This window comes from Chromobacterium indicum (genome assembly GCF_039708975.1).
In the GTDB taxonomy this organism is placed as follows: Bacteria; Pseudomonadota; Gammaproteobacteria; order Burkholderiales; family Chromobacteriaceae; genus Chromobacterium; species Chromobacterium piscinae.
Genome location: NZ_JAYFSJ010000002.1, coordinates 179,754 through 198,599, shown reverse-complemented (window position 1 = coordinate 198,599; position 18,846 = coordinate 179,754). Strand labels below are relative to the sequence as shown.

General features: G+C 64.4%; 15 protein-coding genes. 7 read left to right on the top strand and 8 right to left on the bottom strand.

The window, feature by feature from the left end:
* The first annotated feature begins 152 nt into the window (after nucleotides 1-152).
* Nucleotides 153-356 carry a cold-shock protein gene (locus VA599_RS03550; RefSeq protein WP_011137214.1) on the top strand — a complete coding sequence of 68 codons (204 nt, stop codon included), beginning with the start codon at nucleotides 153-155 and terminating at the stop codon, nucleotides 354-356.
* A gap of 92 nt (nucleotides 357-448) precedes the next feature.
* On the opposite strand, the gene VA599_RS03545 is transcribed toward VA599_RS03550, so the two are convergent.
* Nucleotides 449-970 carry a GNAT family N-acetyltransferase gene (locus VA599_RS03545; RefSeq protein ID WP_346787688.1) on the bottom strand — a complete coding sequence of 174 codons (522 nt, stop codon included), beginning with the start codon at nucleotides 968-970 and terminating at the stop codon, nucleotides 449-451.
* Nucleotides 971-1,071: 101 nt separating this feature from the next.
* On the opposite strand from VA599_RS03545, the gene VA599_RS03540 reads away from it, so the two are divergent.
* A complete protein-coding gene (locus VA599_RS03540) occupies nucleotides 1,072-1,962 on the top strand; it encodes a LysR family transcriptional regulator (RefSeq protein ID WP_346787687.1) in 891 nt (296 codons plus the stop codon).
* A gap of 91 nt (nucleotides 1,963-2,053) precedes the next feature.
* On the opposite strand, the gene VA599_RS03535 is transcribed toward VA599_RS03540, so the two are convergent.
* Nucleotides 2,054-4,291, bottom strand: coding sequence for an NADP-dependent isocitrate dehydrogenase (locus tag VA599_RS03535; protein WP_346787686.1), 2,238 nt, complete (start codon nucleotides 4,289-4,291; stop codon nucleotides 2,054-2,056).
* Between the two features lie 338 nt (nucleotides 4,292-4,629).
* On the opposite strand from VA599_RS03535, the gene VA599_RS03530 reads away from it, so the two are divergent.
* The gene (locus VA599_RS03530) at nucleotides 4,630-5,301 is read left to right on the top strand and encodes a pseudouridine synthase (RefSeq protein ID WP_021476689.1); all 672 of its coding nucleotides are present in this window, start codon (nucleotides 4,630-4,632) and stop codon (nucleotides 5,299-5,301) included.
* 176 nt (nucleotides 5,302-5,477) lie between these two features.
* Here the strand turns inward: VA599_RS03530 and VA599_RS03525 are convergent, their stop codons facing one another.
* Nucleotides 5,478-5,903 carry a hypothetical protein gene (locus VA599_RS03525; protein ID WP_021476688.1) on the bottom strand — a complete coding sequence of 142 codons (426 nt, stop codon included), beginning with the start codon at nucleotides 5,901-5,903 and terminating at the stop codon, nucleotides 5,478-5,480.
* Nucleotides 5,904-5,968: 65 nt separating this feature from the next.
* Nucleotides 5,969-8,509, bottom strand: coding sequence for a DNA mismatch repair protein MutS (mutS, locus tag VA599_RS03520; RefSeq protein WP_346787685.1), 2,541 nt, complete (start codon nucleotides 8,507-8,509; stop codon nucleotides 5,969-5,971).
* A 157-nt stretch (nucleotides 8,510-8,666) separates the two neighbouring features.
* Here mutS and VA599_RS03515 point away from each other — a divergent pair, with 157 nt between their 5' ends.
* Complete coding sequence (locus tag VA599_RS03515; RefSeq protein ID WP_346787684.1) at nucleotides 8,667-9,929, top strand: glycerate kinase type-2 family protein; 1,263 nt, start codon at nucleotides 8,667-8,669, stop codon at nucleotides 9,927-9,929.
* Nucleotides 9,930-10,058: 129 nt separating this feature from the next.
* Here the strand turns inward: VA599_RS03515 and VA599_RS03510 are convergent, their stop codons facing one another.
* Nucleotides 10,059-12,074: a methyl-accepting chemotaxis protein gene (locus VA599_RS03510; RefSeq protein ID WP_346787683.1), complete on the bottom strand. Its 2,016-nt coding sequence runs from the start codon at nucleotides 12,072-12,074 to the stop codon at nucleotides 10,059-10,061.
* Nucleotides 12,075-12,254: 180 nt separating this feature from the next.
* Entirely contained in the window at nucleotides 12,255-13,661 is a 1,407-nt protein-coding gene (gene hemN / locus VA599_RS03505) for an oxygen-independent coproporphyrinogen III oxidase (protein ID WP_021476684.1), read from the bottom strand.
* 103 nt (nucleotides 13,662-13,764) lie between these two features.
* Here hemN and fnr point away from each other — a divergent pair, with 103 nt between their 5' ends.
* Entirely contained in the window at nucleotides 13,765-14,511 is a 747-nt protein-coding gene (gene fnr / locus VA599_RS03500; protein ID WP_021476683.1) for a fumarate/nitrate reduction transcriptional regulator Fnr, read from the top strand.
* Between the two features lie 47 nt (nucleotides 14,512-14,558).
* Here the strand turns inward: fnr and VA599_RS03495 are convergent, their stop codons facing one another.
* Together VA599_RS03495 and VA599_RS03490 are read right to left on the bottom strand one after the other, a co-directional pair.
* Entirely contained in the window at nucleotides 14,559-15,470 is a 912-nt protein-coding gene (locus VA599_RS03495) for a DUF1853 family protein (protein ID WP_346787682.1), read from the bottom strand.
* On the bottom strand, nucleotides 15,460-16,221 hold the full coding sequence (locus VA599_RS03490; RefSeq protein WP_346787681.1) for an RNA methyltransferase: 762 nt from the start codon (nucleotides 16,219-16,221) through the stop codon (nucleotides 15,460-15,462). The genes VA599_RS03495 and VA599_RS03490 overlap by 11 nt, the downstream gene beginning before the upstream one ends.
* Before the next feature lie 145 nt (nucleotides 16,222-16,366).
* Between VA599_RS03490 and VA599_RS03485 the strand changes: the two genes are divergently transcribed.
* Both VA599_RS03485 and VA599_RS03480 read left to right on the top strand, forming a co-directional pair.
* Nucleotides 16,367-17,158: an inositol monophosphatase family protein gene (locus VA599_RS03485; RefSeq protein WP_021476680.1), complete on the top strand. Its 792-nt coding sequence runs from the start codon at nucleotides 16,367-16,369 to the stop codon at nucleotides 17,156-17,158.
* A gap of 156 nt (nucleotides 17,159-17,314) precedes the next feature.
* A complete protein-coding gene (locus VA599_RS03480) occupies nucleotides 17,315-18,805 on the top strand; it encodes a multicopper oxidase family protein (RefSeq protein WP_346787680.1) in 1,491 nt (496 codons plus the stop codon).
* Nucleotides 18,806-18,846 lie beyond the last annotated feature (41 nt).

The following is an 18,846-nucleotide window of genomic DNA, read 5'->3' as shown; positions in this document are numbered from 1 at the left end:
TCGCAATCACTTGACTCCGTCGCCGCGCTTGCGTAGAAATGCAGCTGGTGCTTGGCTTAACTGTTTGGCATTTTGCAGCACAGCATTTTGTCAAACTCTATTAAGCTCTAAGTTGGTCGGCTTCACCAGCCTTTTTTTCGCAAGGAAGTTAAATGGCATTTGGTACCGTGAAGTGGTTCAATGACGCAAAAGGCTTCGGCTTTATTACCCCGGACGAAGGTGGCGAGGATCTGTTCGCCCATTTCTCGGCCATCAACATGCAAGGCTTCAAGACCCTGAAAGAGGGTCAGCGTGTAAGCTTTGAAGTGGTGTCCGGCCCGAAAGGTAAGCAAGCGTCCAATATTCAGAACGCGTAAGTCAGTTCTGGATTCAGTCCCGCCGCGTGGTGGGCTGCAAGGCATATTTCAAAGCCCGCCTATGGCGGGCTTTTCATTTTCGTGGCGGTCTACTAGGCCGGCGCGCGCGAAATATAGACCAATGATGCCGGCGCGGCGGGGATGTCGCGCAGACTGCCGTGATGGCTGAAACCCTGCCGCAGCAGCACGCGGATCGAAGGCAGATTGGCTGGCCGGACCTTGGCGAACGCGGCAGGGGCTGCCAAGCAGTCGAACGCGCAGCGCAGCGCTTGCCGGGCCATTTCGCTGGCGAGTCCCCGCCCCCAGGCGGAAGGCGTGAAGCGATAGCCCAAATTCAGCCTGTCTTGCCCGTCGTAATCGCTGTAGTTGAGACCGCCAAAGCCGATGATCCTATTCGGCTCTTCTTTGTCGGCGACTGCCCAGCGGCCGAAGCCATGCCGCTCCCACTCTTCCGTCCAGCCGGCCAGCGTCATGCGGGCATGCTCGGGAGAAGGGTAGGGGCCATGCGGGTTGTAGCGGTTGGTTTCGGGATCGCCGAAGATCGCGTACAGCGCTTCGGCGTCGCCGGCGCGGACGGCGCGCAGCAGCAGTCGTTCGGTCTGGATAAGCCGCATGTCGTTCTCTTCTTTTCCGTCGAGTGGGAGTGAGTCCATTGTCGGAGGCTGAGAGCTATCATGTAACGCGTTGGCTAAAATATTTGCCATGGATTTTTATTATGTCTGTGAGTCTGGATGATCTGGAGTTGCTGCTGGACGTGGCCGAATTGGGCAGTTTCAGCCAGGCGGCTGCGCGGCGAGGCTGGTCGCAGCCGCAGGCCAGCCAGCGCGTCGCTCTGCTGGAGATGCGGTTGGGCGCGAGGCTGTTCAGCCGGCATCGCCGCGGCGCGGAGCCGACTGCGGCCTGCATGGCTTTTCTTCCTGCGGCGCGAGCGGCATTGGATGCGATGGCCGAGGGCCGGGAGCGTCTGGCCGGGGCGGAAGGGCTGCCGAGAGTCCGGGTGGCTTGTCTGCCTTCTTTGGCTGGCGTGGTGTTTGGTCCCTTGCTGGCGAAGCTGGCCGAGGCGCCGCTGGAAATCCGTTGCGATACCGATCATTCGCCCCAGATCCTGCAGCAACTGCTGGGCGGCGAGCTGGATATCGGTTTTGTGCTGCAAAGGCCCGCCGTCTCGGGACTGGAAATGGAGGCCTTGTGCGATTCGCCCATTGTGGCGGTGGCGGCTCCTTCCCATCCGCTGGCGGGAGTGGAGCAGGCGCAGCCTCTTGGCCGATTGGCGGAGCATCCGTTGGCGCCGCAGAACTGGGGAGACGGCGCTGAGGAACTGGTTCGCCGCCTGAGGCGGCTGCGCGCGCCGGGCAGGCCCATCCATCTGTCGCAGCCGGCCTCGGCCGCGCGCGATCTGGCCCTCTGGCACGGTTATGTGGCTTTCGTGCCGCGTCTGGCGGTGCGGCAGGAGCTGGAGTGGGGCGCGCTGCGGGAATTGCCATTGCAGGAGCCGGAACTGGGCCGTTGGCGGCTGATGATGGCCTGGCGCGGCGGCAAGCGGCCGGACGTGGCGAAGATGATGACGCTGGAGGCCGCTCGGGCGTTGGCCAGGGATTGGCGTTGATTCGGAAGATCCATGCGCGGAAGGGGAGGAGGACGCGCGGGCATGAAAAAAGCCCCCGGCAACCGGGGGCTTGTGGTCTGCTGGCCAGGTTTTAGGCCTGCACGGAGGAGATCGCCGCGTTGAAGGTGGCGCTGGGACGCATCACCGCGCTGCACTTGGCTGCGTCCGGCAGATAGTAGCCGCCGATGTCGGCCGCTTTGCCTTGGACGGCCTTCAGTTCGGCCAGGATCTTCTGCTCGTTGTCGGCCAGTTGCTGGGCGACCGGCGCGAAGCGGGCTTGCAGCTCCTTGTCGTCGGCTTGCGCGGCCAGCGCCTGGGCCCAGTACATCGACAGGTAGAACTGGCTGCCGCGGTTGTCCAGCTCGCCGGTGCGGCGGGACGGGGACTTGTTCTCGTCCAGCAGCTTGCCAGTGGCCAGGTCCAGCGTCTTGGCCAATACTTTGGCTTTGGCGTTGCCGGTCTTGATGCCCAGATCTTCCAGCGACACCGCCAGCGCCAGGAATTCGCCGAGCGAGTCCCAGCGCAGGTGGTTCTCTTCCAGCAACTGTTGCACGTGCTTGGGCGCGGAGCCGCCGGCGCCGGTTTCGTACATGCCGCCGCCGGCCATCAGCGGCACGATGGACAGCATCTTGGCCGAGGTGCCCAGCTCCATGATCGGGAACAGGTCGGTCAGGTAGTCGCGCAGGATGTTGCCGGTCACCGAGATGGTGTCCAGGCCGCGCGCCACGCGCTCCAGCGTGAAGCGCATCGCGCGCACCTGGGACATGATGTGGATGTCCAGGCCGTTGGTGTCGTAATCCTTCAGGTAGGTTTGCACCTTCTTGATCAGTTCGTTCTCGTGCGGGCGATACGGGTCCAGCCAGAACACCGCCGGCATGCCGGAGTTGCGGGCGCGGGTCACGGCCAGCTTGACCCAGTCGCGGATCGGCGCGTCCTTGACCTGGCACATGCGCCAGATGTCGCCGGCTTCCACGTTTTGGCTCAGCAGCACTTCGCCGGTGGCGAGGTCGACGATGTTGGCGACGCCGTCGGCCTGGATTTCATAGGTCTTGTCATGCGAGCCGTATTCTTCGGCTTTCTGCGCCATCAGGCCGACGTTGGGCACGGTGCCCATGGTGCGCGGGTCGAAATTGCCGTGCCATTTGCAGAAGTTGATCATCTCCTGGTAGATGCGGGCGAAAGTCGATTCCGGCATCACTGCCTTGCAGTCGTAAGGCTTGCCGTCGGCGCCCCACATCTTGCCGCCGGTGCGGATCATCGCCGGCATCGAAGCGTCCACGATCACGTCGTTCGGCGAGTGGAAGTTGGTGATGCCCTTGGCGGAATCCACCATCGCCAGGCGCGGGCGGTGTTCCTGGCAGGCGTGCAGGTCGCGGATGATTTCTTCGCGCTTGGAGGCCGGCAGGGTTTCGATCTTCTCGTACAGCGTGGCCATGCCGTTGTTGACGTTGACGCCCAGCTCGTCGAACAGCTTGCCGTGCTTCTCGAACGCGTCCTTGTAGTAGATCTTGACGCAGTGGCCGAACACGATGGGGTGGGACACCTTCATCATGGTGGCCTTCACGTGCAGCGAGAACAGGATGCCGGCCTCGCGGCAGTCTTCCATCTCGCGCTCGTAGAATTCGCACAGCGCTTTCTTGCTCATGAACATCGAGTCGATGATTTCGCCGTTCTGCAGCGCCACCTTGGGCTTCAGCACGATGGTCTGGCCGCTCTTGGTCACCAGCTCCATCTTGACGTCGCGCGCCTTGTCCAGCGTGATGGACTTTTCGCCGTGGTAGAAATCGCCGTGGTGCATGTGGGAGACGTGGGTCTGCGACCACTGCTTCCATTCGCCCATCGAGTGCGGGTGCTTCTTGGCGTAGTTCTTCACCGCCAGCGGCGCGCGGCGGTCGGAGTTGCCTTCGCGCAGCACTGGGTTGACTGCCGAGCCCAGACACTTGGCGTAGCGGTCCTTGATCGCCTTTTCTTCGTCGTTGGCCGGATTTTCCGGGTAGTCGGGCAGCTTGTAGCCCTTGGACTGCAACTCTTTGACGCAGGCGGCCAACTGGGCCACCGAGGCGCTGATATTGGGCAGCTTGATGATGTTGGCTTCCGGCTGCAGCGTCAGCTTGCCCAGTTCGGCCAGGGTGTTCGGAACCTTCTGTTCGTCGGTCAGATAGTCGGGGAATTCGGCCAGCACGCGCGCGGCTACGGAGATGTCGGCGGTATCCACCTGGACGCCGGCCGAGCCCGCGAAGGCCTGGACGATGGGCAGGAAAGAACTGGTGGCCAGCGCCGGCGCTTCGTCGGTGAGGGTGTAGATGATTTTCGATTGTTCTGCTGGCATTACTCTATCTCCATGTTGATCTTGTGACGACAGAACGATTGCGCGAAGAGTTCAACGCTCGGACGATGTCCCGGGGAACATCGGAGCGGGCGGCCGGCCTGACGCGGGCGTCTGGCGGCTCTTGGGCAATTTTCAAAAGCGAATTATACCCCTTCTCATCGGCTTGGTTGGCGGCGCAACTGAAACTTTTATGCCTGATAACTGGCGGATGGACGTTCGGATGCGAATAAAACGCTTGTTCGAACCGCCGAATGGCGGCGTCCGGCGCACGATATCGATCACGGCGCGCCCCGGGCTTGCTATCATTCGCCTACCTTATGTTTAGCCGTGTCGTCCGCATGCCCCAGCTCATCCTGCTCAACAAGCCTTACGGCGTGATCTGCCAGTTCTCCGAACACCCCACCCATCCTACGCTGAAGTCCTGCGTGGCGCAGTCCGGCGTCTACCCGGCCGGTCGGCTCGACACCGACAGCGAGGGGCTGCTGCTGCTGACCGGCGACGGCGCGCTGCAGCACCGCATCGCGGATCCGCGCTGGAAGCTGCCCAAGACTTATTGGGTGCAGGTGGAGGGAGAGCCCAAGGTCGAGCAGCTGGAGATGCTGCGCCAGGGCGTGGACCTGGGCGACTTCGTCACCCAGCCGGCCCAGGTGAGGCGCATCGACAGCCCGGAACTGTGGCCGCGCAATCCTCCGGTGCGTTTTCGCAAGACGGTGCCCGACTGCTGGCTGGAAATCATCATCAGCGAAGGAAAGAACCGCCAGGTGCGGCGAATGACGGCCAAGGCGGGCCTGCCGACGCTGCGTCTGGTGCGGGTGGCGATCGGTCCGTGGGCGCTGGATGGATTGCTGCCGGGCGAGGCGCGCGCGATCGAGGTTTCGCTTCAGGATTTGCCGCGGGCGCAGTCCGCCGGCCGCGGCGGCAAGCCGCGGCCCAATGCGCCTCAAGCGCCGAGCCCGGGCAAGGCAGGCAAAACGCCCTCCTTCCGTTTCGCGCGCGGCAAGAAACCCTAAGCCGCCGGGCGGCATTTGGGTGGAAGGGACGGCTGGCATCGGGAAATATGCGAGGCGCCGACCGCGATCGCTGCGTTTGCAGGGCTGAAATGCGGAGCGGGAAAGCTTTCGCTTTCCCGCTGGGGTGTTGCGGCGCCGATGCCGCGCGCCGATCTATTGGGTCACGGACCAAACAGCTAGTGGTTATGATGATCCTCGAAATAAGCGATCGGACCCGCGCTGGTTAGGCCGATATGGAAGTTCGAGCTTTCCGAGAACACCTCGCCGGCGCTTTCGGCAGCCCGTACGAATTCAAACAGTACTTCAACTTCCTTGAACTTGCGCGCCAGGATCAGATTTCCATCCAGCCAATTGTGAATCTCGTCCGAATGCGGGTGCTGGTTTTCCAGCGAGAGCTGGAAGCCTTCACCGCTGATCAAACTGATGGCCGGCGGCATGCTGATGTCGAACTGGCTCAATTCCTTTTGCGCCAGCTCCGCGAAGCTGGACAGTTCGAGGTTGGCCTTTTCCCGGATATCGGAAAGGGCAATAGACCCGTCGTCCCCGATGTGGCCAAGCAGCTGGCTCAAGCTGGGAATGGCGGAGGTGGTTTCAAACGACATCACTTGCTCCTCTTCTGAACGTTACCATCTAGTAATAATAGGAAACGATTCCTCGAGTGAGCTGGTCAATTGGCCAGTTTTTTGAGTTCGAACAGCAGATCCAGCGCCTGGCGCGGGCTCAACTCATTGGGATCAATCTCGTGTAGACGGTCTACCGCAGGATTAAGTTCCGGTTCGGGGGCCGGCGCCGGCGCGGCGAACAGATCCGGCTGCACGCGGGTGGCGGACTGGTTTTCCAGGTCGGTCAGATGGCGGCGCGCGTCGCGTATCACCTTGCCCGGCACGCCGGCCAGCTGCGCCACCGCCAGGCCGTAGCTCTGGCTGGCCGGGCCGTCCTCGACGTGGTGCAGGAACACGATGCGGTCCTTGTGCTCCACCGCCGACAGATGCACGTTGGCCACCGCCGGGTATTCGCCGGCCAGCGTGGTCAGTTCGAAATAGTGGGTGGCGAACAGCGTGTAGGCGCGGTTCTTTTCGATCAGCGCGCGGGCGATGGCCCAGGCCAGCGCCAGGCCGTCGAAAGTGGACGTCCCGCGGCCCACTTCGTCCATCAGCACCAGCGAGTGCTCGCTGGCGTTGTTGAGGATGTTGGCGGTCTCGGTCATTTCCACCATGAAGGTGGAGCGGCCGCCCGCCAGGTCGTCCGACGCGCCGATGCGGGTGAAGATGCGGTCGATCGGGCCGATCACGGCGCTGTCGGCCGGCACGAAGCTGCCGACGTGGGCCAGCAGCGTGATCAGCGCGTTCTGCCGCATATAGGTCGATTTACCACCCATGTTCGGGCCGGTGATCAACAGCAGCTTGCGTTCGGCCGACAATCTGGTGTCGTTGGCGATGAAGCGTTCCACCTCGGCCTCCACCACCGGGTGGCGGCCGGCGACGATGTCCAGCCGCGGCTCCGGCACAAACCGCGGCTCTGCGTAGCTGCCGATGGCGGCGCGCTGGGCGAAGGCCGACAGCACGTCCAGGGCTGCGACGGCCTGGGAGATCAGCTTCAGTTCGGCGATGTGAGGCGCCAACTCGTCCAGCAGCGCCTCGTACAGCTGCTTTTCCAGCGCCAGCGCGCGGTCCTGCGCGGTCAGCGCCTTGTCCTCGAATTCCTTCAGTTCCGGCGTGATGTAGCGCTCGGCGTTCTTCAGCGTCTGGCGGCGGCGGTAATCGTCCGGAACCTTGTCCGACTGCGCCTTGGATACCTCGATGTAGAAGCCGTGCACGCGGTTGAACTCCACCTTCAGCGTGGTGATGCCGGTGCGCTCTTTCTCGCGCGCTTCCAGCTTCAACAGGAAGTCGCCGCAGTCGGTTTGAATGGCGCGCAACTCATCCAGCGTCGGACTGAAGCCGTCGTTGATCACGCCGCCGTCGCGCAGGAAGGTGGCCGGCTCCGGCAGGATGGACGCCGCCAGCATCTTTTGCACCGGGGAGTCGACCGGCAGCACGCCGGAGAGCTCGTTCAGCAGTTCGGAATCGAGCGAGGCCGCCAGCGACTTGACGCCGGCCAGCGCCGTCAGCGAGTCCCGCAGCGCCGACAGGTCGCGCGGGCGGGCCGAGCGCAGCGCCACCCGCGAGGTGATGCGTTCGATGTCGGACACCTGGTCCAGCTCGGCATGCACGTCCTGATAACGCGCCAGCAGCGCGCGCACCGCGCCGTGGCGGCGGGCCAGCTTGCCGTGGTTGCGCATCGGGTGGTGCAGCCAGTGGCCGAGCAGGCGGCTGCCCATGCTGGTGGCGCAGGTGTCGAGCAGCGACGCCAGCGTCGGCGAGGACTCGCCGCGTATGGTTTCGGTCAGCTCCAGGTTGCGGCGAGTGGCAGCGTCCATGCGGATCAGCTCGCCGGCTTCCTCCACCGACAGCGCGGCGATGTGGGCCGGGTTCACGCCCTGGGTGGACTTCACGTACTCCAGCAAAGCGCCGGCCGCGCCGACGGCCACCGGCAGCGTATCCGCGCCGAAGCCGGCCAGATCGCGGGTGCCGAAGTGGCGGGTCAGCGCCAGCTTGGACGATTCGATGTCGAACTGCCACGGCGGCAGCTTTTTCTTCGGCATCGAGATGCCTTCGAAGGCGGCGAGGCCGGTATCGTCCGGGATTACCAGCTCGGCCGGCTTCAGCCGCTCCAGCTCGCTGGACAGATCCTCGACATCGGCCTGCATCACCTTGAACTCGCCGCTGGCGAGAGACAGCCAGGCCAGGCCCAGCACGCCCTTGACCATGTTGACTGCCAGCACCAGGTTGTCGCGCTTGTCGTCCAAGAGGGCCGCGTCGGTCAGCGTGCCCGGCGTGACGATGCGCACCACCTTGCGCTCCACCGGACCCTTGGCCAGGGCCGGGTCGCCAATCTGCTCGGCGATGGCCACCGATTCGCCCATCTTCACCAGCCGCGCCAGATAGCCCTCGGCGGCGTGATAGGGAATGCCGGCCATCTTGATCGGCACGCCGGCGCTGGCGCCGCGCGCGGTCAGCGTGATGTCCAGCAAGCGCGCCGCTTTTTCCGCATCCTCGTAGAACAGCTCATAGAAGTCGCCCATGCGGTAGAACAGCAGCTTGTCTGCGTGGTCGCGCTTCAGGGCGAAATATTGGGCCATCATCGGGGTGTGCTGGGGCGTGCTCATCGGGTGTCGGGCTCTGCTTTTGGTCTGTCTGGAAAAATGCGTAACGCCCCGGTGAAGGCGGGGCGTTGGAATCGCCGTCATTCTAACGCGCGGCGGCGGGGGTGTCAGCCGCCGCCGGCTGCGGCAGAATGGCGTCATCGCCATTGGAGAACCCGTCATGTCCGATCTCGACCCGCAATCCACGCTGCGCCGCCTGTTTGACGCCGCCGTCGCCAGCGCGATGCCGCAGCGGCTGGCCGATCATTTGCCGCCGCCGCCCAAGGGGCGCGCTGTGGTGGTGGGCGCCGGCAAGGCCGCCGCGGCGATGGCGCGGGAATTGGAGCGGGTGTGGCCGGGGGAGTTGTCCGGCGTGGTGGCGACGCGTTATGGCCACGCGGTGGCGACCGAGCGGATAGCGGTGCTGGAGGGGGCGCACCCGGTGCCGGACGAGGCGGGCAGCGCGGCCGCGCGGCGGATATTGGAAGCGGTGAGCGGGTTGACGGCCGACGATCTGGTGATCTGCCTGCTGTCCGGCGGGGGATCAGCCTTGCTGACCTTGCCGGCCAGAGGCGTCAGCCTGGAGGACAAGCAGGAGGTCAGCCGGCAATTGCTGGCCTGCGGCGCCGGCATCGATGAAATGAACGCGGTGCGCAAGCATTTATCCGCAATCAAGGGCGGGCGGCTGGCGCTGGCCTGCGCGCCGGCCAAACTGGTGACGCTGGCGATTTCCGACGTGGTCGGCGACGATCCGGCGGTGATCGCCTCCGGCCCGACCGCGGCGGACCCAACCAGCTATGCAGATGCCCGCGCGGTGGTCGCCAAATATGGTTTGACTTTGCCGCCCGCCGCAGCGGCATTGCTGGCGGCGGAGCCGGACGAAACGCCGAAACCCGGCGACGCCAGGTTGGCGCATGCAGAGTACCGGCTGATCGCGACGCCACAGCTGGCTTTGCGGGCGGCGGCGGCCGAGGCGGAGCGGCTGGGGCTGAACGTGCTGTTGCTGGGCGACAGCATAGAAGGCGAGGCGCGCGAGGCGGCCAAGGTCCACGCGGGCATCGCGCGCCAGATCGCCGCGCATGGCTCGCCGGTGGCCAGACCGGCGCTGATCCTGTCCGGCGGCGAAACCACGGTGACCTTGCGCGGCAAGGGCAGGGGCGGGCGCAACAGCGAGTTTCTGCTCTCGCTGGCCATGGCGCTGAACGGCCTGCCGGGTATTTACGCGCTGGCGGCGGACACCGACGGCATAGACGGCAGCGAGGACAACGCCGGCGCGTTGATGGCGCCGGATACCCTGGCGCGGGCGGCGGCGTTGGGCGTGGATGCCGGCGCGCGGCTGGCGGACAATGATGGCTACGGCTTTTTCGCCGCGCTGGGCGATCTATTGATCACCGGCCCGACGCACACCAACGTCAACGATTTCCGCGCGATTCTGCTGTTGTGAGCCTGTCTGGGTCGTAGGGCGAGGGAGGCGGCGCCAGCACGGCGCGCGGGAAGCGGGTTGCCGCTGTTGTCCGGCAAGCGCCGGCCTCCGCTCTGCCATCATCCGGGACGAGCCAGCGTGAGCAGGCGCTCAGACCGTGAAGCGCCCGGCCAGGCTCACCAGCCGCTGGGCAATCGACTGCAGCTCGCCCGCCGTTTCCGCGCTGTCACGGACCGCCAGGCTGTTCTGTTCCGACATCTTCGACACTTGCTCCACGTTCTGCGCCAGCGCCTGGCTGGCATGGCTCTGCTCGCGCAGCGAGGACGTGATCTGATGGATGCTGTCCAGCACGTCGTCCACGCAATGGCGGATATTGTCCATGCTGCTGCCAGCTTCGCGAGCGCGTTGTTGGCCATCCATGATGGATTTCATGCCCAGCTGCATGCTGTCGTTGCCCTTCTGCACGGTGTTCTGGATCTGGCTGACGATATTGCTGATCTCGGTGGTGGACAGCGCGGTGCGTTCCGCCAGCTTTCTCACTTCGTCGGCCACTACGGCGAAGCCGCGGCCCATCTCGCCGGCGCGCGCCGCCTCGATCGCCGCGTTCAGCGCCAACAGATTGGTCTGGTCGGCCACGTCGCGGATCACGTCGACGATGCCGGCGATGGATTCGGATTGCTTGCCCAGATCGGCGATGGTGTTGGATACCGATGACACGTCGCGCACGATGCCGTCCATGCTGCTGGCGGTGGCGGCGATCACCTGATTGCCGTCCGACGATCGTCCAGCGGCGTCGGTGGACAGACGATTGGCCTGCTCGGATTGCTCGGCGCACACCGACAGGCTGGTGCTCAGCTGTTCTATCGCCGCGGCCATGCTGCAGGCGGCCTCGCTCTGCTGGGCACTGCCGGCGGTGATGCTCTGCGCGCTGTGCGCCATCGCGTCGGCGGCTAGATTGACCTCGCGCGAGGTGTCCAGCAACTGGGCCACGGTCTCGCGCAACTGGTTGCGCATCTGGCGGATCGCCGCCAGCAGGCTGAGATCGTCCCGCTCGCGCAGATGGATGCGGGTGTCCAGCCGGCCCGCCGCCAACTGTTCCACCACCTGTTGCACGTAAAGCGGCTCTCCGCCCAGCTGCAGCGTGATGGACAGGTAGAGCTGATGGAACAGGAAGATGGCCAGCAGCATGGACGCGACGCCGATGGCGATATAGGTGTCGCGCTGGCTGGCGGTGCGGTCTATCCGCGCCTGCAGCAGCTGGTCCAGCTGTTTCAGGCCGGCGGCGATGTAGGCGGACACCGCTTCGGCCCCGGCTGCGCTGTGTCCCGCCACTTTCAGGCCGGCCGCGCCGGTCTTGCCGCCGACCGCGTCGTCTATCGCCGGCAACTGGCTTTTGAGCGTCGCCGCCAGCTTGTCAGCTTGGGACGACATGTCCGGCTTCAGGCCGGCGTTGTAGGCCACGGCCTTGGCGATGTCGCTGGCCAGGCCGTCGTTGACCTCGGCGATCAGCGGCCGCAGCTCCACCAGGCGGTCGCGCTGGGCGGGATCGAGCGGATGGTTGGCCTCGGCCAGCGAAGCGATGGCGTTGGCTTCGCCCAGATGGCTGACCAGCGTGGTCAGCTTGGCGGTGGCGGCGTCCATCAGGTAATAGGTGTCGATGTCCGGGTCAAGCGTCAGGTTGGAGTTGTCGCTGATGACGCCGATCAGATTGTTCAGCTTGTCGCTGAGATTGCCGTAAGCGGCGATCCATTGAGTAGGCTGGGCGGACTGCGTGGCCTTCAGCTTGTCCCAGGCCGCGGCGGCGTCCTTCCAGGCGGCGTCGCTGGCCAGTTCCGGGCCCAGCCGGCCGTTGGCGTCCTGTAGCGCCTGCCATTTGGCTTGCAACTGCTGGGAGGCGGCGGGAAAGCCGCTTCTGGCCTGGGCATCGCCCAGCGCCGCGCGCACCGCCAGCTCCTGGCCCTGCTGGGTCTGGGCCAGCATCGCGGTCAGCGGCTGCATGTAGGCGACGCCCACTTTTTCCTTGGCGGTGGATTCGATATTGTCCTGGTTGCTGCGATACAGGCCATAGACCAGATACAGCAGCGCCGTGGCGAACAGCACGCCGATCACGGCGAAGCGTTGCGGATAGCTCAGGCGTTGCATCAGCCTGACGATGGGCGTGGACATGGAGCGGCTCCTTGCGAAAGCGGGCTGCCGCGCCAATTTTTGCCCGGCACGCTTGCATACCCTTTGTATAAGTGATTTTGCTTATCACACAGGGAAAAATACCCGCTACCCGCCTTATGGGCAGTCTCGTCCGGAATAAAGGAGCGCGCCGGGGGAGGGCCCGGCGCCAGGAAGGGGGCTTCAGATGGTCTTGGAGTAGCGGGCGCGGGTTTCGCGTTCGCGCAGATGGCGGTCGAAGATCATCGCGATATTGCGGATCAGAAAGCGGCCCTGGGGTTCCACCATCAGGAAGTCGCCGTCGAAGGAGAGCAGGCCCTGTTGCTGGAATTCGCGTATCTGTGGCATTTCCGCCGCAAAATATTGGGCGAAATTGATGCCGTGGATTTCTTCTATCGCTTCCACCGATAGCGCGAAACGGCACATCAGGCTCTGGATGATGGTCCGGCGCAGCACGTCGTCGTTGTCCAGCGTCAGTCCGCGCACCACCGGCAGCCGGCCCTGGTCTAGCGCCGCGTAATAGCCATCCAGCGTCTTGTCGTTCTGGCTGTAACAGGAGCCCACCTTGCCGATGGAGGAGACGCCGAAGGCCAGCATGTCGCAATCGGAATGGGTGGAATAGCCCTGGAAGTTGCGTTGCAGCCGGCCCTGGCGAAGGGCGATGGCCAACTCGTCGTCGGGCTTGGCGAAATGATCCATGCCGATGAACACGTAGCCGGCGTCGGTCAGCGTCTTCACCGCGTCCTGCAGGATGTCCAGCTTGACCGCGGCCGGCGGCAGATCCGCCTCGTTGATGCGCCGTTGCGGCATGAATACGCTGGGAAGGTGGGCGTAGTTGTACAGCGACAGCCGGTCGGGGTCCAGCGCCAGCGCCTTCCGCAGCGTGTCGCGCATGGTTTCGCGGCTTTGCAGCGGCAGGCCGTAGATCAGGTCCAGGCTGACCGATTTGAATCCGCCTTCGCGCGCCGCTTCGATCACCGCGCGGGTTTCCTCTTCGGTCTGAATCCGGTTTACCGCGCGCTGCACCGCGGGATCGAAATCCTGTATGCCCACGCTGACGCGGTTGAAACCATATCCTGCCAATTTCAGCATGGTTTCACGTTTTACCTTGCGCGGATCAATCTCTATGGAATATTCTCCGTCGCTCAGGAATTCGAAGTGAGTGCTCAGGATGCCCATCAGCCGCTCAAGCTGGGCATCGGACAGGAAGGTGGGCGTGCCGCCGCCGAAGTGCAGCTGTATCACTTTTTCCCGGATGCCCAGTTCCGCGGAAACCAGGCGGATTTCCTTCTCCAGATAGTCCAGATACTGGTCCGCCTTGCCGCTATCCTTGGTGATGATCTTGTTGCAGGCGCAGTAATAACAGATGGTGTTGCAAAAAGGTATATGAGCGTACAATGATAGAGGCTTGCGGTTGGCGCCGATCTGGCGCTGACGCAATTTGTCCAGATAGTCTTGCGTCGAGAAATTAGACGTAAAACGATCTGCCGTCGGGTAGGATGTGTATCTAGGCCCCGCGCCATCCAGCCTCTCGATCAACTCGCGATCGAAGACAAAATGGGCGGGAGAGAAGGGGTGGGTAGTTTTCATGTCGTATTCGGATGGTAAAACTTCTGGAGGACTGGTAAATTTGCGAAAAATTAGTGAATTCCGCCTTGATAAGGGTCAAGCTTCGCCGGCTTGCACATACAGCATGTCTGAACAAAACCAAACCTCCCTGCATACGCTGAAAATTTCCTGCTCCAGCTGCAGCCTGCGCGAGCTATGCCTGCCTGTCGGTCTGAACCGCGAGGAAATGGGCCAGCTGGACGCGGTGATCCGCCAGAGCCGCCGCCTGAAGCGCGGCGAATACCTGTTCCGCAGCGGCGAGTCCTTCAAATCGCTGTACGCGATCCGCACCGGCTTCTTCAAAACCTGTGTCGCCAGCCAGGACGGCCGCGAACAGGTGACCGGCTTCCTGATGTCAGGCGAGCTGATGGGCCTGGACGGCATTTCCTCCAGCAATCACAGCTGCGACGCGGTGGCGCTGGAGGACAGCGAAGTATGCGAGCTGCCGTTCACCCGGATGGAGTCGTTGTCCCGCGATATCCCCAGCCTGCAGCACCACTTCTATCGCCTGATGAGCCGCGAGATCGTGCGCGACCAGAACGTGATGCTGCTGCTGGGCAATATGAAGGCGGAGGAGCGCATCGCCGCCTTCCTGCTGAATTTGTCGCAGCGGCTGTCCACCCGGGGCTTCGCCGCCAACGACTTCATCCTGCGCATGAGCCGCGAAGAGATCGGCAGCTTCCTCGGCCTGAAGTTGGAAACGGTCAGCCGCACGCTGTCCAAGTTCCAGCAGCAGGGCTGGATCACCGTCGATCACAAGCATATCCAGCTGGTGCTGGTAGACGAGCTGAAAAACCTGATTTCAGGCTGCATGCACGCCGACGGCCACTAAGGCTGTCCGGAATCGGCAATCGAGGCAGGCGCGACGCCTGCCTTTTTTCATGTCCGCGAGATTTTGAGCTTCAGCGCCGCCAGGCGCGCCGGGTCCGGCCAGCCGGGCGGGACGACGAAGCCGCGCGCGACCTCGCGCCACAGGCCATCGCCGACCGCTCGCAGTTCGGCCAGCAGCTGCGGGGCTTGAATCGCCTGCAGCCGCGCGCGCAGGGCTGCCTCGTCCAGGGTATCGGCTTCGGCCAGCAGCGCCGGGGCGAGCCATGACAGCCTGGGCAGCCAGGCCCAGCGCGAATCGCCGTCGGCGCGCGGCCAGGGGGCGTCCCTCGGCGCGAGCCAGCCGCGCAGTTGATGGGGGTTGAGCGGCGCGGGCGGAAACTGATCCGCCGGATAGAAGAACCAGCCGCAGAGCCGGGCCGCGGCGCGGCAGCCCTGGAAACCGTCCGGGAGGACGGACTGCGCGTCTGGATGGCGGGAAAGCCGCAATTGTGTTGTGGTTTTGGTCGCTTTTACATGCCAGGCGTCGTTGAGGCCGGGACCGACCAGATCGTCGGCGGTTTCGCCCAGCGAAAGGTAAAACTTGCTGGCTGTTTCCAGATGCCAGGGCTCGCCGTCCAGCAGCAGCAGGAAGTCGAACTCTCCGATGGTCCGGCGCTCCCTGTTTATGACTTTGAGATTTTCTGCGACTGGTTTGATGTGTGGGGCCTGATGGAACCAGAAGGAAAAAAGCCGTTCGGCATATTGTCCCAGCCGCTTGGCGGCGGCGACGGCCAGCCAGGCCTCCAGCTCGGCTGGCGCATGATCCAGCCGGGCCAGCAGCGCCTCGCCGTCCGGTCCCAGTAATCGTTCAGCGGGCAGGTCGGCGCCGCACAGCCAGGGCGAAGGAGAGGTCAGCAGAAAGGCGAGGTCGCGCACCGCGGGGCGCGCGTAGGGCAGGGCGAGGCCGGACTCAGTCGGCATCCCCGAGTCGGCCAGAGGCGGTGCGCTGCACCTGTTTGTAGAAGCCGCGCAGGATGTCGATCTCCTCGCGCAGCATCCCGGCGCGGTGGAACATGGTGCGCATCCGCCGCATCAGCCGCTCGCTGTTGCGGCGCTTGAAATAGCCGATCTCGTCCATCGCCTGTTCCAGGTGGCCGCACATGCCGTCCACCTCGCTCTGGGTCGCCGCTTCGCCCTCGGCGCGCAGGTATTCCACGTCCACGCCGGTGTGGCTGAACAGTTCGTAGGTCATCACCTGCACCGCCATCGCCAGGTTCAGCGAGAAGTAGTCGGGGTTGCCGGGAATGGTCACCAGGCGGTTGCATTGCTCGACTTCCTCGATCGACAGGCCGAAGGTCTCGTTGCCGAACACCAGGGCCACCTGTTCGCCGTCGCGGGCGCGGGCGATCAATTCCGGCGTGGTCTGGCGCGGGGTGGACAGCGGCGTGGTCAGCTCGCGGCGGCGGCTGGTCAGCGCGCAGGCGACGGTGACGTCGGACAGCGCCTCGGCCAGCGTGGAAACCACGGCGGCGCTCTCCAGCAGGTCCACCGCGCCCGAGGCCAGCGTGTTGGCCTCTTCGCTGGGGAAGACCTTGGGCTCGACCAGATACAGGCGGCTCAAACCCATGGTTTTCATCGCGCGCGCGGCCGAGCCGATATTGCCCGGATGGTTGGGGCGGGCGAGCACCACGCGGATGTTTTTCAGAAAATCAGGTACTTGGGGTTTATTCATTGGCGTTTTCACATTAAAATAGCGGGCATATACCAAAAGCCCGCGCCCAGGCGTCGGGTTTTTTTGTTCCTTAACCCAGATTGTTACTGGCGGGTGTCGCGTCATCGACGGACACCCGCCCATCGTTCAAGTGTAGAGGCCGTCAATGCATCCGATGCTCAATGTCGCGGTTAAAGCCGCTCGCCGCGCAGGCAGTGTTATCCAGCGCGCGTCGCTCAACCTCGACGCCATCCGCGTAGAGAAGAAAAAGCACAATGACTTTGTGACCGAGGTGGATCGCGCCGCCGAGGAAGCGATCATCAACGTCATTCTCGAAGCCTATCCGAAGCACGCGATTCTAGCAGAAGAGTCCGGCGCCAAAGGCATGGGTTCTTCCGAATACGAATGGATCATCGACCCGATCGACGGCACCACCAACTTCCTGCACGGCCATCCCCAGTACGGCATTTCGATCGCGCTGGCGCACAAGGGCCAGGTCCAGCAGGCGGTGGTCTACGACCCGAACCGCAACGATCTGTTCACCGCCTCGCGCGGCGTCGGCGCCTTCCTCAACGATCGCCGCATCCGCGTCTCCAAGCGCTTCATGATGAATGAGTGCGTGATCGGCACCGGCTTCCCGGTTTCCGACCAGAGTTACCTCGACCAATACCTGGGCATGCTGAAAGACGTGATCGGTAAGACCGCCGGCGTGCGCCGCGAAGGCGCCGCGTCGCTGGACCTGTGCAACGTCGCCTGCGGCCGCACCGAAGGCTTCTTCGAGCTGAACCTGAAGCCGTGGGACATCGCGGCCGGCAGCCTGATCGTGCAGGAAGCGGGCGGCATCGTCACCGATCCCACCGGCGAGCAGGGCTGGTTCGAGTCCGGCGACATCGTCGCCGGCAGCCCGAAGGTGCTGGCCCAGTTGCTGCATCTGCTGGCGCCGCACGTAAGCAAGTAAGCGGATAGATTATCCCGAAAACGGCAGACCACCCGGTCTGCCGTTTTTTATGCCCGCAAGCACAGAGAGCGGAACTGTTGCCATCGCCGGCACTCTAGGTTCAATATACCTAATGGGGGTATTAAGGCCTTAGACAGGCCCTCAATGGAGCGCGCGATGCAAAGACGTCAAATGATGCGATGGGGGGCCGCGCTGGCCCTGGCGCCGTGGTGGCTCAGGCCGGCGGCGGCCGAGTCCGCCCATGCCGGCCACGGGGCGATGGCGATGGGAGAGGGGATGAGAGAGGCGATGCCGGATGCGGCGGCCCTGGGTTTGGCCAGGGGCTTGCCGTTGCCGGAGCTGAAGCGGCTGCCGCTGGAGCGCAAGGACGGCGCGTTGCAGGGCTGCCTGACCGCGGCCGCGGTGAGCCTGCCCTTGCTGCCTGGCAAGCCGGCGACGGCGTTCTGGGCTTACAACGACAGCGTGCCCGGTCCGGCGATCGAGTTGTCCGAGGGCGAGACGCTGGCCCTGCGCTTCGACAACCGCCTGCCGCAGCCTACCACCGTGCATTGGCATGGCCTGCCGATTCCGGCCGACCAGGACGGCAATCCGCATGATCCAGTCCTGCCCGGCCAGGGCCGAGACTACCGCTTCTCCTTGCCGGCGGGCAGCGCCGGCAGCTACTGGTACCACCCGCATCCGCATGGCCATACCGCCGAGCAGGTGTACCGCGGCCTCGCCGGCGTGTTCGTGGTCAGAGGCCGCGACGATCCGCTGGCCCATCTGCCGGAGCGCTGGCTGGTGTTGTCCGACCTCAAGCTGGATGAAGACGGCAAGATCGCCGCCAACAGCGACGCCGACAAGATGGATGGTCGGGAGGGACAGTTCGTGTTGGTCAACGGCGCGTGGCATCCCAGGCTGGAACTGGGGCGCGGCGAGCGCCAGCGCTGGCGGATCTGGAACGCCACCAGCGCGCGGGTGCTGAAGCTGGCGCTGCCGGCGCACGAGGTCTGGCTGGTCGGGACCGATGGCGGGCTGATCGAAAAGCCGCGCCGCGTCGAATCTCTCGTGCTGCCGCCGGGCGCGCGCGCCGAGCTGGCCGTCACCGGCCGCTTCGCCGCAGGCAAGCCGGCCGGCCTGGTAGCGTTGCCGTACGCGCGCGGCAAGATGATGGGGCCGGAACAGGACAAGGCATTGCCCTTGCTGGACACAGAAGCCGGGAGCGCGGCAGTCACCGCCTCTTTGCCGGCTAGCCTGCGCCGGATCGATCTGCTGCCCAAGCCCTCGGTGACGCGACGCGTGGTCTTCAGCGAGGATATGGCCAATCCGGCGGCGATGTTCCTGATCAACGGCAAGACCTTCGACATGGACCGGATGGACTTCACCGGCAAGGTCGGCGCGGTGGAGGAGTGGGAAGTGGACAACCGGGCCGACATGGACCACCCCTTCCACCTGCACGGCACCCAGTTCCAGGTGACCGAGCGGCATGACGGCAAGGGGTGGCGGCGCGAGCCCTACCTTGCCTGGCGTGATGTGGTCAATGTGCCGCCGGAGCAGAAGGTGAGGCTGCGCTTCCGCCAGGACATGCCGGGGCCGCGGATGTTCCACTGCCACATCCTTGAACACGAGGACGCCGGCATGATGGGAACGCTGGATGTCCGTGCCTAGCGCGATGGGATGGGCGATAATGCCGATATGAAAAATCCAGG